Genomic DNA, 15801 nt, shown 5'->3' with positions numbered 1-15801 from the left:
ACCGTCCAGGACGTCATTACCACCACCGCCGTTCAGTTGGTCGTTGCCTCCGGCACCGATCAGCAAGTCGCTCCAATCTCCGCCTCTTGCGGAATCGGCCGCATCAGTACCACCAAAAAAATTTCTTGAGCCTTTAAGAGCGTTACCCAGTTCCTTGAGTCCACTCGGGTCCAGGGAGGAAATCCATTGTGACAGTGCAGTATCAAAAGCTGGTTCCTGAATAACAGCTGCCGATTTAAATTCAAAAATATCAACAATCCCCTGAATCGCATCAGCCTGATGAGCAGCTGAAAATCTCTCTAACACACCACTATAGTCATACTCGAACCCCTGACCAACAATCTTTATAGCGACCGCATCAACATATGTTTTAAGCCTAGTTTGTAGCAGCAGTCCTTCGTACACAGAACTCAACAACTGATCGTAAGCCTGATTTATCAGTGTGGTCTGCACATCGTTCAGAACGAAATTTCTTTCAGTCAAATAATAAACATCTCCGCTTGCCAGCGAGCCAACATTTATCAAGGAACTATTACTCCCAACCCCTACACGGACAAAGAAATCATTCGTCTGCCTTTGGCCACTTGCGACATTGAGAAAATTTTGACCATTAAAAACCTCCAAAAGTGCTATTTTCTCTAACAGAGCCTTTTGAGATAGCTGCCAACTCGTTGGCACCAAAGCGCTTTCGCCTGTACCAAAGCGGTCATGACCAGACTCCCAAGAGTACTCAAACTTTACATGACCCAGTCCGACTTGAAGGGCTGCGGCCCTTTCAGTTACGCCAGCAAATTTGGCAGTACCAGCCCATTCAGTCACAAGCAGCCCAAGCAAGCTCTTTTGCTCATTGCTAGTTTTGGCCAGAACATATTCCTGAAGCAAGCTAGCCAGCGAGGCACTACCATTAGCAGCTTCAAGCAAATCCCGAACAGCTCCAGATCCACGCATATCAGGAAGCAGGCTGATCTCTGGCCTAAGCTCTACTTTATCGGTGAACTCCCGATAAAATGGGTTAGAGGCCAAGTCCAGATTCGCTGCCAAACTTTGATTCCCGTTGACCGTACCCGTATGACCATCGGCAAAGGTGAAGCTACCAACGGCGCTAATGATATTGCCGTTTAGGTTTTGACTAGAACCTGTTGACGTCAAGCTGATCGACTGAATATGCAGTTCACTTAGACTTTTTAGCTCCCCTATTTGTGAAGTACCATCCTGATTTTTATCCTGCCAAACACGGATATTTGAGAACTCGGCATCCTGAACATCGAATATTCCATCGTCATTACTATCAAGATCCTTGAGCGCGTCGAAACCATTGTTGGCCCTAGTACCATCGGACTTGACCGTATCAACACCAAATAACTCACGCCCACTATCTATTTGACCATTACCATTTCGGTCAAGCACTAAAAACCCGTCATCCCCTTTGACCCATCCAGTACCAGATCTAACGCCATCACCGTCAAAATCGAATGTGATGCCGGAATTGGCTGAAACCGTTTCAATACCATCGCCATCGAGATCAAGCGTCAAGGGATCGGCACGAATAACAAAACTAAGCGCTGAGGCAAAGCTACCATTGACCGGATCACCAATATGAGCACCGTTACGCGCCTTCAACCAATCGAGGTAACTCAGATTGGTTTGCCCCTCGGTAACGGCATCAATCCAATCTCCTCGGCGAGCCATCATTTGCCCGGCCCATGAGCCCTCTACAAAATCATAGGCTTTATTAGCAATTTCACCGAGATCCTTGCCAAACACCTTAACTTTTTTGTCTACCCCCAGTTCAACCCCGGTGCCAGGTGTCCATTCCAGGTATCCATCGACACCCAACTCCAACGCTCCGAAAGGCCCCACTTTGATTCCGACGTCTGGAGTATCAATCTTGGCTTTATCAAGCCCTAGCCCGCCCCCCGGCAACAGGTGACCTGTAAATACAGCATGAGATGTCGAAGTAATTTCGATTTTCGCTTCAAAACCACCATCAGCTCCAATTTTAAATTTCGTATTCCCCGCCCCCCAGGTAAAACCGGCACTTTCACTAGAAAAATCAATAGCATTACCATTGCTATCAGATACAGATACCTTACCCTTATAGTCGACTTTGAATGTCAACCCCGCAACATCCTTGACTGTGATACTACCGTCACGACCGATTGAAACGCTCATCCCTGCCTCCCAAAGTTATAAACCTGACTTATCAATATTGTCTTAGTATCGCCCGCACTAGCAGTCGATCGTGCTAGGAGCTATCTACTATCAAAATCAAAACCCATAATTCCAATCTTTTTTGAAACAACCACACCCAACAGCGAACAGCTCTCGAAAGTCAATCATGAATCGTCACTCCCGAGCACTCCACACCCGACCATGGCACCTACTAATTACTATCACTTCAACATTTATCGCATCTTTAAGCCTTCACTCGCACATTGCTGTAATAGGCTAAAGAAATATTCAATTGCTCGCCGCCTATCAGTTTTCACCTCAGCCGTCACCGACATACCTGGCGAAAGTGAAACGTTTTGGCCATGAGCAGCGACTGCATCGTTGATGCAATCGAATCCTGGCGATATAAATCGGCCCGCGCTTTTCATCCTCAATCGCATCATCCGAGGTTGTGCCGCAGTAACTACTCCGCCAACGGTATGCATCGCCAGTTTCTGAACAGTTCCATCCACGGGCGCAGTCAAACTCATCAGCTGATCGCACTGCTCTGCCTTGTTCAGCTCTTGCACCAGCGAAGCAGCTTTCTGCTCGGACTGTTGCTGCAGGTCCAGCATCGTTCGGCGGGTTTGGGCGAGCAGGACTTGCCTTCTGCGCTCAGCCTCCTTTTTCGAAGCACTGACCTCGGCCAGGCGGCGAACGATGGGCAGTGTTTTCTGCGGGGATGCCAACGTAACCCTGGTGGACTGAATCTCGGCGTCGACTTGCTCAACTTCGGCGTCGACTTGCTCCAGGGAACTGAGCAGCTCCTGATACTGGCCTTGCAACCTGCGCTGCGTCACCTGCTCTTGCTCTGGGGCCGCTTGAGGAACGTGTCCGGTCAAGGAACCCGGCTCTCTGCCCGTCCGGATAGATTCGATCAGGGCCGTTGCTCGCGCGCTATCAACCTCAGCGGCCAACAGATTGCTCTTCAAACGCTTGATGTCCGCGCCGGTTGCAATGGTGTCCAGTTCCACCAGAACATCACTCGCCTTGACCTGCTGCCCATCTTGGGCCCGGATCGATTTGACTACCGCCACCTCACTGGGCTGCATGGTTTCACTCTCGCCACTGGCAACGATCTTGCCCGAGACCTTGGCCACCACATTGATCTGCGCCCCAACGGCCGAGATAAACCAAGTGAGTTCGAATCGGGAGACGTCTCCAGGCCAGAAAGTCTTCGAGCGGGTGAGGATCAACTCACCGCTCCAACGAGCTTGCAACTCGTCGGCGTTGAGAGCCTGCGGACGCTGTGCGCGAGGATCCTGAGTCAGGATCTTGTCCTGATCGATCTGGGAGATGATGAAATGGCGGCCATCTTCTGCGCAGGCAATGGCCGGCAGAGATGTTTGCGGGAAACGATCAAGTTTGCTGCGAACAAATTCGGCTCTCAGTTGAAGCTGAGGGGAAGCCAGCAGTGTCTCTGCCTTGCCGAACAGATACCCTTGGGCAACCTTCTGTTCTGTCGATGCAGTAACGCTACGCAAGCGTCCCAGCATGACCAGGCAGGCCAACCCCGTATCAAGCGTATTCGAAAGCTGAGCAGCCCTCTCGCCCTGTCCGTGCATGCAACCGCGTCCTTGCTGAATAGCCTTGAAACCCGGTGAAGCCCAGGGTAGCTGATCATAGGCGGATTGGATTCAACAGAAAAAGGGCAAAACGACACCATGTGTAACAATTTGATACACCGCTATTGGATGATAACGATTCGGGGAGAAATTCTTGTCGCCTAGGCCTTTGACCTTCACTGTTGATAGGCTAAAGCTCACGCAGCCGTAAACAGACCTATAGAGTGAGCTTCAAGAAACTGCCGCGCCTCCAGGCGCGGCAGCTTGAACCTTTATTGCCAGTTGCTGGCAATCACAGTGTTCAACGCATCCTTATAGTTCTGCGGTAACAAGACCTGCCCCGCTGCGGGCGGAGCAAACGCAGCCATGGCATTGACCAACTGATCGACTTGGTTTTCCAGCAAAACTTTTCCGTCCGCCGTACGGAACTGTTCGATATGCTGGGCTTTCTCCCAACTACCCGCTCCCCAGAACGACCACTTGGAGACCGTCACCTTATCGGCGGTGCCAATCACACTGACCTCCAAATCCGAACCGCTCTTGCGAAACCACAGTTGGTCTGCAGAGATACCAGCACCGAACTGCAACACGTCGGTGTTGGCGTCAGTATCGAAATCATCAATAACGTCCTGACCTCCACCCCGCTCGAATTGGTAAAGGTCACTACCGCGATCACCATAGAGCCGATCATTGCCGGATCCACCCTGCAGGGTATCGGCGCCTGCGCCGCCATAGAGCTCATCAGCCCCACCGCCGCCCAGCAAAATGTCATTACCACCGAGCCCGTAAAGCTTGTCGTCACCGTCAAGGCCACTTAACGAGTCAGCCAGTGCATCCTCACCAAAGAGGACATCGTTGCCCTGGGTCGCCGTGCCTTTGGTCATGTTCTTGATGGTGCTGGCATTCCAAGTCGTGCCCTCAGCAAACTGAATCTGTTCGACTTGGTACGCACTGTTGGAAAACCAACTGGAAACCGTCAGCTTGTCGGTGGTCCCGGCGATGCCAACATACAGATCGTTAAGGTTGCGACTCAATTGGATATCAGACGGGTTGAGGCCTGCCACTACCTTGATAACGTCCAGATTGCCGACCGAAGCGTCGTAGTCACTGATCCAATCTTGTCCGGCTCCGCGGTAGAACAGGTAAGTGTCGTTGCCTGCATCGCCATAGAGGGTGTCATTGTCGGCACCGCCGTCCAGGATATCCGCTCCCGAGCCGCCATAGAGCGTGTCCTTGCCGGCACCACCATTGAGTGTGTCGTTACCTGACAGCCCATAGAGCTTGTCAGCACCACCCAGACCGTTGAGCGTGTCATCACGGGACTCTTCCCCCTGGAGCACGTCGTCACCTTCAGTGGCCACCCCCTTGACCAGTGCCTGGAGGGTTGCCACATTCCAAAGCGTGCCGTCGGCGAATTGAACCTGTTCGATCTGAGAATCCGCCGAGAGGAACCAATCACGCACAGTCAGCTTGTCCGTCGTACCGATGATTGCCAATTCAAGGTTGTCGCCCTGGCGTGACGCCTTGATATCAGCAGCCCCGACACCCTGGCCAAACTTGATCACATCGACGTTGCCGGAGGTCCAGTCTCGATCAAAGATAAAGTCCTGCCCACCACCGCGCTGAAAGAGGTAGGTGTCATTGCCTGAGCCCCCATAGAGCGTGTCATTGCCAGCCCCGCCATCGAGCGTATCCAGTCCCAGACCGCCATCAAGCATGTCATCGCCAGCCCCGCCCTTGAGCACATCATTACCGGCAAGACCATACAACTGGTCATTGCCACCAAGCCCTTCGAGCAGCTCATCGGACTCGTCTCCGTACAGCGTATCGGCAGACTCACTCGCCACGGCAAGCGACAGGCGCTTGAGATCACTGACAGACCAGATGGTCCCGTCAGCGAACGCGACTCGCTCCACCTGATAATAGGAGTCGGTGTAACTGTATATGGTCATCCTATCCGTCGTGCCCTTGATGGCAAGATAGACATTGGTGCCCTCACGCTTGGCGATGACATCACCGGGTGTGATATCAGCAGCGACCTGAATGGTATCGACATTGCCGATAGTCCAATCAACATCCGTGACCGTGTCCTGGCCCATACCACGGTAGAACCGATACGTGTCATTGCCAAAATCACCCGATAGCCAATCGTTACCGGCACCACCATCCAATATGTCATTGCCGTCTCCGCCATAAAGCGAATCGACGCCGTCACCGCCATTGAGCACATCGTCACCGGCCTGACCGAAGAGCTTGTCGTCACCGCCCAATCCGTTGATGGTATTGGCCTGGGCGTCACCATTCAGGGTATCGCCGCTCTGCGTTCCGTTGATCACATTCGTAACCGGACTCACCACGATATCAAATACATCGCTGGTCGCTGCCGCCGAGAGATCCACCGCCGAAATCTTGACCGAAACGGTTCCGCTTTCGACAGGCGTACCACTGAACGTACGGGTGATCGCATCGAACACCAGCCAAGCCGGGAGTGCAGAACCGTTGGCCAAGGTCGCCCGATAACTCAGTCGATCTCCAACGTCTATATCCGCGAACGTGTTGGCAGGTACTTCATACTTGAGTGCCTGACCGCTCTTGAGGTTCAGGTCAGCGATGGCGTTAACCAGTTGCGGCGCATCGTTGATGTTGGCAACGGTCAGGTTGAACGCATCCGAAACCGTCGCCCCAGCCTTGTCCGTCGCCGTAACCTGGATCACCAGACTGCCGACATGGTCGTTGCTAGGTGTACCGCTGAAGGTTCGGGTTCGAACATCAAAACTGAGCCAGCCTGGCAAGGGTTGGCCATCTGCCAGTGTCGCGCTAAGCGTGAGGGCATCTCCAGCATCCGCATCAACAAAAGTACCTGCGGCCAGCGTCAGCGCGAAGCGGCTGCTCTGGTTCACACCCTGGTCCGCAATCGCAGCGGAGAGCGTCGGCGCCCTATTGGCCTGAATGGCCAGCGTAGCGGTGTTCCAGACCTTGCCGTTAGCGAACTCGATACGCTCGATACTATGACCGCCGGTGGCGGTCCAGCCCGACACAATCTGCTGGCCGTCGTTGAGGCGCAACACCATGCCCCGCTCAGAGTGCTCGACGGCGACGTCGCGCTCCTCGATACCGGTTTCAAACACGATAGTGTCCGTGCCACCACCGACGCCAAGTTCTTCGTTGATGGTGTCTTGCCCGTGTCCCAGGCCAAACACGTAACGATCATCGCCCTTGCCGCCTTGCAGGAAGTCATTTCCAGCACCGCCATACAAACGGTTGTTGAGCTCATTGCCAAACAGCTGGTTGGCCAAGGCATTGCCTGCGCCGTTCAGGGCTGGGCCAGAAAGCTCCAGGGTCTCGACATTCGCCCCCAGGGTAAAGTCCACGGTGGAGATTACCTTGTCATCCCCGCTGTCGAGTTCTTCGACTACAACATCCCCTGCGTTGTCCACGAAGTAGGTGTCATTCCCCTGCCCGCCATACATCCGGTCCGCGCCCTGGGCACCATCAAGTCGGTTATCCGCGCTGTTGCCGCGCAGAATGTTATCAGCCGAGTTGCCGGTGGCATTTATCCTGGCATCACCCGTTAGCTCAAGGTTTTCCAGATGGTTGGCCAGAGTGAAGGAAACCGAAGAACGAACGGTGTCTGTGCCCTCGCCCATCAGTTCGACGACCCGATCGGAACCGTCATCAACCACGTAAGTATCGTCGCCCAGGCCACCGATCATGACATCGGAGCCACCCGCACCATCGAGCACATTGTTGGCGCTATTGCCGACCAAACGATTGCTCAATCCATTACCGGTACCATTGATGGCCGCGTTGCCTTGCAACAACAACGACTCGACCTCATCGGCCAAAACATAGCTGACGCTGGACTTGACCACATCGTAGCCTCCGCCCACCACTTCCTTCACTACATCGCCGACGTTATCGACAATGTAGGTGTCATCACCTAACCGCCCTTCCATGACATCGGCTCCCGCCCCGCCATCCAGGGTATTGCCCCCAGCATCTCCCACCAACAGGTCGTTTGCGCCCGTCCCGCTCAACAGTACCTTGGGCTGTGCAGACGCCTGGCCGAAGATAAAATTGGCAGCAGACAACTGGTTGGCGTTCACGCCTTTGAGCGTGAGGTATTGAGTGCCGCTGGCCATGACCCCTAGCCAGATGCGCAGATACTGCTCGCCGTCGACCGTCACCGTACTGAAGTTCAGCTCGGAGAAACCGTGTACGGCACGAATCTGCGACAGGTCAATTTTCTCAAAGGGGTTGGTGACTTCGAAGTCATCGATCAGGTTGGCCATGATGCCTTGCGAAGCACTGGCGCGGAGGTCTTCGACCAGCACAAAACGGTCGTTACCGGCACCACCCGCCACCGAGGCGCCTGTATGCGTCGCTGCCCCGCTCAGGTTGACGTTCGGAGACAGCAAGGTCGTGGTGGCATAGTCGCTGATAGCCTGATCGCCCTCCAGATAGAGGGTGTCGTTGCCGGCATCCCCCCCCAGATAGTCCAGCCCCGCCCCCCCATAGAGCACATCATCTCCGGCGCCGCCACGGACGACATCGTTGCCTTCGCCACCGTTGATGACATCATTGCCGCCAACCGTTGAAGTCGTCGAGGACTCTCCGACCAGCACATCGTCGCCCAGGCCACCGAAAATCGTATCGGCACCCGTGCCGCCAAACACACGCTCGCCACTATCATTGGTCCAATACAGGAACCCACGGGTGGCATCCGGCAAATTGCGCTCGGTCACTACACCGTTGAGCCCGAAGCCGTAACCCGAAGCCCCCTCCAGGCGGCTCAAGCGCACGCCGTCGGGCACATGGACGAAGCTGCTCAACGTCAAACCCTGGGATTGGACGTTCTTGAGCAGCAGGACCTGCCCATCTGCCAAGCCCAAGCGGGTATCGGCGCCTTGCTGGGTAATGGTCATCGACGCATAGACGTCGTCACCAAACCCGGACAAAACGATCCGGTCGGTGCCGATCACGAAGTCCGTGAGTGTATCGATGTCACCGGCTGCTTTGTCGATCACGAAGTAGTCGGTGTCGGCACCGCCGGTCAAGGTGTCGTTACCTCTGCCGCCGATCAGCGTGTCAACGCCGGCTCCGCCCGACAACACATCATCACCGCGACCACCGGACAGGTGGTTATCCGCACTGTTGCCGATTAGCGTGTCGGCAAACTCACCTCCAATCAGATGCTCGATTTGCCCCGGATTGGTGATTGTCAAACGAGCACCGGCCAGCGTGGCCTCCCCCTTGGACAAATCGATTACGCTGGCGCTGGAAATCGCAGCCGCATTAATCGTGTCCGAGCCACCATCGGTGTCGTTGAGCACGTTGCGCCCACTCGTAGCGGCCAACTGCGCATATTCGTTGGTATACACATACTGGTCGTTGAGCGTGTCGCCCTTGCCGTAGACATTGAGGCTCCAACTGTTCAGCGTCCCAATATCACCGGTCACGCTGTCGATCACTTGCAACGTCCAGTTTCCCTGCACCGCTTCACCACGCAGCAAGGCCGTGTCGAAGACATAGTTCAGTGTTTTTTCACCCGCAAAATCAGCATCCCCGCGATCACTCGCAGCGCTTCCCGGAGCCTTGCCAGGGCGATTCATCAGAATGGATTCGGTGCCCGACGGCGAGATCAACTTGAGGACGAGATCCCCCGGGCGAGTATGGCTCAGGCTGACTTTGACCTCGACATGCTCGACCAGCAGATCGACCTTGCCCATCGTCAGCGAATGGCTGATTCCGGCGCCCTGCCCGTCGGCAATCGCCCGGTTGAGCACCCCCGACTCCAAGGGGCTGCTTAGGCTGTACTCGTTACCCAAGGTCTGCTGGGTATTCCAGGTTTCCGCCAGACGCACGGCAGCGCGCGCATCGACCTCGCCATAACCGTAGTCGTGGCTGACGTGCATGCCACCGCCGTTCCAGTTCTGGCTGCCGTTGTTCTGCCACGAGGTGGTGGCATCCGCTATCTTGCGCGCCGAGAGCGCGAGGATCTGCTGCACATCGCGATACCCCAGCTCAGGATTGGCCTCCAGCATGAGCGCGACGATACCTGACACAATCGGTGCGGCAAAGCTGGTGCCTTGGGAGACACTCGCGTCCCCACCGAAGGTAGAGCCGTTGTCGTTCTGCACCAGCCGTGAGGTCGAAGTCACATTCGAGCCCGGCGCGCTGACCAGGATACTGGCGCCAGGACTGGAGAATGGTTTGCCTCCCAGCTGCAAGGCCCCCAGGTCGGTGGTCGCGTTAATCGCGCCGACAATAATGCTGCTGCGGCTGTTGGTGACGTTCGAATAGTTGGTGTTCCCGCCTTTCTCCCGATCATTACCACCGGCCGTGACGATCACGGTGCCCAGACCATTGCGACCTTCGCTCAAGGCTTGATGATAGGCGGTCGGCATGTTCCCCAGCTCAGCCGGGGAAAACTTCAGGTCGAAGTGATTGTTGCTCCCCCAACTGTGGTTCACCACATCGTATTCGGCCATGTGGGACATGTTGCTGAAGTCGTCTTTATTGACCCAGTAACCTGCGATGCTAGCACCATAGGCAACACCGACACTGCCCTCACCATTGCGCGCAGCAACCATCACACCGGCTACCAAGGTCGCATGATCACTGAACTTGCCTTCGCTGCCTTCACCAGCCATTTGCCCGGGCGTTGCGTTGGCCAGCCAATTTTTGTCGATGTTGTCTTTCAGGTCCGCGTGACGATAATCGAGAATTTCCTTGGTGGTGCCGAAAGGACTGTTGGTCTCGATCTGGACAATCTTGACGCCTTTACCGGTGTAGTCTTTCCAGACCGGCAGGATATTGGCCTGTGACAGATACCACTGATCGGTGACCAGCGGATCACTGGGCAGATCCCCAGTCTTGAGGTACACGGCAGCGCGCATCGTCGCACTCTCGCCAGTCCCCATATTGATGATGGTACTGGCCTCGTTGCCCTTGGCATCGGCCACGGTGTACTTGAAGCCCATCAGACCGGTGAACGTCGCATCCGGCGTGAACAGCACATCACCGGCCTGAGTCAGGCTGGCCGTCCCCCCCACCACATCGAACAAACCGGTGATGTGCAACGCATCGTGCTGCCAATCGATATCGTTCTGGAGCAGTTGTTCCTTGCCGATCAGATGCACATTGGTGCGCTCGAATCCCACGCCTGCTTTGTCCTTGCTCAGAACGTCCTTGACCAGCAATGGGTTTTCCATACCCTCATTGGTGGCCGTCGGAATTTCCACCAGTTTGAGGTTCTTGAAGTTGGCTTTTTCGACATTTTGCAGAAAGTCAGTGCCATCGCGCCCCGCGACAGTGTCGCTGATCCACACGCCTTCGGCGGTCCGGGTAATGCGATAGTCAGCAAAATCGCCCGACAACTCGACGACGTCCAGCCCATCCCCGCCGTTGATCGTGTCGTCACCTGCGCCGCCGATCAGCACATCATCACCAGCCCCTCCACTCAAGCTATCATCATCAAGGCCGCCATCGATCAGATCATTGCCCTCCCCGCCGATAATCTGGTCTCGCCCCCGGTGTCCACGCAACACATCATTACCGGCACCGCCATTGATGAAGTCATCGCCATCCTCGCCGGATAAGGCATCGTTGGCAGATCCGCCAACCAGCACATCATCGCCGTCACCACCGCGCATATAGACTGTGCTTTGCCCACTCGCAATAAATACGTCATTACCTCGACCGCCCTGAGCGATCTCGATTTCAGCCTCGGTCAAATTGAGGGTGACCCCTCGATCACCGATAACCTGAACGATATCGGTCCCCGCGCCACCGTGGATATTGGCCGGTAGATCATCTGCGTCGATCAACAGCACATCATCCCCTGCGCCTGCATGGAAGCTGTCGCTGCCTTGTCCCCCGGCCAGCCAGTTATTCCCGCTATCGCCGAGCAAGACGTCGCTACCCATTCCACCACTAGCATTGCTGACGCCCTTTTGCGCCACATCAATAGTTTCCCCTGACACCGAGGAAGACGCATAAGCGCTGACCGGGGCTACCTCCCTCCCCCCCTGAGTCGACACGATAGTGCCATTACCACTGGAGCTAAATGTATGGCCGTTGGGATTTGCCAAGAAATTTGCAGCAATCGCTTCTTTGCTGACACCATTCTGTACAAATGTGCCACGAGCCAGCACTTCGTTACCATCGCGCACTTCGCCATTTTGCACGGTATTAGCAAGATCGATGCGGGTGATGCCGAGTTCGCTCAACGAGCGTATTTCACTCAATTCGCCGACATCGACATCACCATTGCCGTTGCTATCGACCCAACTTTTACCGTCATGGTTCGCGTCGACCCAAACCTTGACGCTAGACCAGGCGTCATCACGCTTATCGAAAAGGTTATCGCCGTTGCTGTCTAGGCTTTTCAGCGCGGCAAAACCATTGGAGAAACGTTTTTCTCCCGTATTTCCAGCATTGCCTGCCGCCCCACCGAAGTACTCGGATAGGGTCTCGCTGATATTGTCGATCTTACCGTTATTGTTACGATCAACCACGACGATTCCATCTTGCGCACTGGCCCAACCGGTCTCCTCCAGACTACCGCCATCATTATCGACATCGAAGAGTACTGGGTTGCTGGTATAGTCAGTCAGCCGAACGCCATCACCATTGAGATCGAGCACCAGAGGGTCGGTCGGAAGAGTCAGGCGCGCTTGGGCATTAGCTGAGTTTAGCCAAGCGCCTGCCTGCCCCGAGCTGCCGCCAAATGAAATACCGTTGCTTGCGCCGCGTAGACTGAAATCAAACACTTCCTTGACGGTGTTCACGTTACCCGGCCGATAACCATCAGCGAGAATCTGTGTTGCGGCGGCAGTAAAGGTATTATTGACCCAGCTACCCTGCATCTGGTTTACATTTAATTTGTTTGGATCGTAGGTGATCGTCCAGCCACCACCGCTGCGGACCAATCCATCCGCTACTTGTGCCGCATTCTGCTCATGGTCTGTCGCGCCTTTCTCGACCGCAGCACCGGCATTGTTAATATCGAGTTTGAAAAAATTATCGCTCACGGGAGGGATGGGGATGACGCCTACGTATTTTTTTATTTGCGCGGCATTTTCAAGATAGACTTCCCCACCACTGACGCCACCACCAGGCTTGGGCGCATATTGAGCTTCCGGGGACTCGACAGCAAATTTGTCAGCCCTTTCGGTTGCCCACTCCCGGCCATTATTGTAATACGTGATCAACACAGCATCCTGGGTATCTTGATCATAAGCACTCCATGCAGACGCCGCTCTAACTGAATAAAACGCTTGAGCCTCTTGCAACATCAAGGCTGCAAATTTCAGACTCAACACGTTTTTCTCGTCAGAAAGATCACTAACTAAAGACTTATAATCCTGACTATAACCTTTTATCCCCAGCGGATCTGAACCTGGATTGCTGTCATTATACTTATTCAGTAGATCAATTGCCGTCAACACTTTTATGTTGCCGGGCCCTATATCATTGAGAACCGGATTCACCCATTTGATCTGAGCCTTTTGAAGTGAACCTGCCTTGACGACATCTTTCAAAATCTGCTGATCAGAAACAATACTCTCATAGTTTTTTCTGAGTTCGTCATGGCTGAAACTGGTTACTCTTGCCGTTTGAACCCAGTCCACCGCGCCGAGAGACTCATACTCTTCGCCAATAGCGCCCAATATCCCCTGGGCGGTGACATCTGGCGCCCCCAGAGCACGGGCCACTTCATTAGCCTTTTCAGCTTGACTTTTTATATAATCAAATGTTGATTTGCTAAACGACATCACTCAATTCCTTCTGGTAAATCAATTTAGATAAATCACGATCAATAGCAGATTACGAAGACCCATATCCAAAAGTAAGAATCAGCGTCAAAAAAAGCCCATAAAAAGCGACTGAGCAGATGGACACCCACAGTCCTACCTTTTTTAGAAAATCAGCTTTGATTAATACCCCTGCAAGGGCCAAGGCGCCCCCTAACCAACCGACCTGTGAAAGCGCCAACGCGTTTACAACAAACATCAAAGGGCTCCAGTTGGCACCGCCACTGGCGTAAATCCAGACGACATAACAATAAACGGTGACTGGGAGGCTGCAACACCATATGAACAGCGAAGCGGCATTCGAGGGTTTTAACCTCATGGCCACTCCTCCCCCCAGCAGTAAAACAAGATAAACAATACCTATATTCAGGCTGACAAAAAATGCCTTTAGCTCCGCCATTAACACTCCCATGCACCTTCATTTCGCAACGAATCATTCACTGACGGGAGATCCAGGACGCACCTTAAAACGCGGCCTTTTCCCAAATCGCAAGCAACGCCCTACGAACAGACCACTCGGCGTAGGCCAACAACATCAGCCGTTATTCAACGACCAATTTATAAAACGAACCCAGCAATAAAAACAAACTATGAGAAACCACAAAAACAATCGACACCCATAGTCCAGCACGCCTTAAACTCTTTAAATCAGCAAGGAAACACGATCACATCATATAGACCGTAAAAAATTTTTAGCTCTGCCATTTGCAATCTCGTATTTCGATATCTTTGACCGTCCCCAAAAGAATTCTTAGTCTTCGCCTACGAGGGGCAAGGGGTTAACGCTCTCTCAAGCTTTCATCCGTATATTGTTGCAACGGGCTCAGGAAATAATCGATCACTTTACGGCGATCCGTCTTGACCTCTACGGTGACGGACATGCCCGGGGACAACGCGACCTTTTGATCGTGCACCATGACAAAATCTTTGAGCAAACGGACGCGGCTACTGTAGATCGGTCCGCGTTTCTCGTCCTCAATAGCATCATTGGACACACTGACGATTTCGCCCTCCACCGTTCCGTATTTGGTGAATGTAAAGGTTTCCACTTTGACCGTGGCCTCTTGGCCCGCGCGAACGAAGCCCACATCCTTGTTCTCCAGCATGGCCTCCACTTCCACCGGTTGGTCATTTGGCGCGATGACCATTAACGGTTGTGCCGCAGTGACCACCCCACCGATGGTATGCACCGCCAGTTGCTGAACCGTCCCATCCACGGGCGCAGTCAAACTCATCAGGTGATCGCGCTGTTCCGCCTTGTTCAGCTCTTGCACCAGCGAAGCGGCTTTCTGCTCGGACTGTTGCTGAAGATCCAGCATCGTTCGGCGGGTTTGGGCGAGCAGGACTTGCCTTCTGCGCTCGGCCTCCTTCTTCGACGCGCTGACTTCAGCCAACCGGGACTGTTGCACCGCCATATCCCGCTCCTGGTCCAGCAATGCTTGCTGTTTTTCAAGATAGGCATGGCGAGGGACGTACTGCTGCTCAAGCAACTGCTGATAGTCCTCAGCCAGTCGGCGAGCAATCGGAAGTGTTTTCTGCAAGGACGCCAACGTTGCCCTGGTGGACTGAATCTCGGCGGAGCGCTGTTCAACTTCGGCATCGATTTGCTCCAGGGAACTGCGCAGTTCCTGATACTGGCCTTGCAACCAGCGCTGCGCCGCCATCTCCTGCTCGGGAGCCGCTTGAGGGATGTGCCCAGCCAAAGAACCGGGTTCTTTACCCGTCCGAATGGATTCAATCAAGGCCGTTGCCCGCGCGCTGTCAACCTCAGCGGCCAGCAGATCGCTCTTCAAACGCTTGATGTCTGCACCGGTCATGCTGGTGTCCAGTTCCACCAGGACATCGCCCGCCTTGACCAGTTGTCCGTCGTGGACTCGAATCGATTTGACCACCGCCACCTCACTGGGCTGGATGGTTTTACTCTTGCCACTGGCAACGATCTTGCCGGTGGCCGTCGCCACCACATCGATTTCCCCGAGAATGGCCCAGAGCAACGCCAACACGGCGAACAACATAATGGTCCACTGGATATAACGCGGTGCTGGGTGAACAGGTTGATCCTGCAACGCCAATGCAGCCGGTAAAAACTGCACCTCGTGGGAAAGACGTACAGGTGCATCCAACAACTTGCGCTGCCCCCAAGCCTGTTTCCAGACATGGCGATAACGCCGAAACAACTCTCGACCTGCCGAAGGTTGGCTCATGAC

The 15801-nt window shown here is 54.3% G+C and carries 4 protein-coding genes and 1 pseudogene; all 5 read right to left on the bottom strand.

The features are described 5' to 3' along the window. Positions 1–2172 (bottom strand): annotated as a pseudogene (locus M5C56_RS30860) (hypothetical protein); the annotation flags it as partial. Between the two features lie 233 nt (positions 2173–2405). Next, the gene (locus M5C56_RS30855; protein ID WP_247263470.1) at positions 2406–3776 is read right to left on the bottom strand and encodes a cysteine peptidase family C39 domain-containing protein; all 1371 of its coding nucleotides are present in this window, start codon (positions 3774–3776) and stop codon (positions 2406–2408) included. Positions 3777–4048: 272 nt separating this feature from the next. Further along, positions 4049–13555 carry a calcium-binding protein gene (locus M5C56_RS30850; protein WP_247263469.1) on the bottom strand — a complete coding sequence of 3169 codons (9507 nt, stop codon included), beginning with the start codon at positions 13553–13555 and terminating at the stop codon, positions 4049–4051. A gap of 52 nt (positions 13556–13607) precedes the next feature. After that, entirely contained in the window at positions 13608–13994 is a 387-nt protein-coding gene (locus M5C56_RS30845; RefSeq protein ID WP_247263468.1) for a hypothetical protein, read from the bottom strand. A gap of 379 nt (positions 13995–14373) precedes the next feature. Next, positions 14374–15798 (bottom strand): HlyD family type I secretion periplasmic adaptor subunit, encoded by a 1425-nt coding sequence (locus M5C56_RS30840; protein WP_247263467.1) that lies wholly within the window; start codon positions 15796–15798, stop codon positions 14374–14376. Positions 15799–15801 lie beyond the last annotated feature (3 nt).

This window comes from Pseudomonas sp. MWU13-2862, from assembly GCF_023242495.1.
Taxonomy (GTDB): domain Bacteria; phylum Pseudomonadota; class Gammaproteobacteria; order Pseudomonadales; family Pseudomonadaceae; genus Aquipseudomonas; species Aquipseudomonas gingeri_D.
This window is presented reverse-complemented; position numbering and strand designations above follow the sequence as displayed.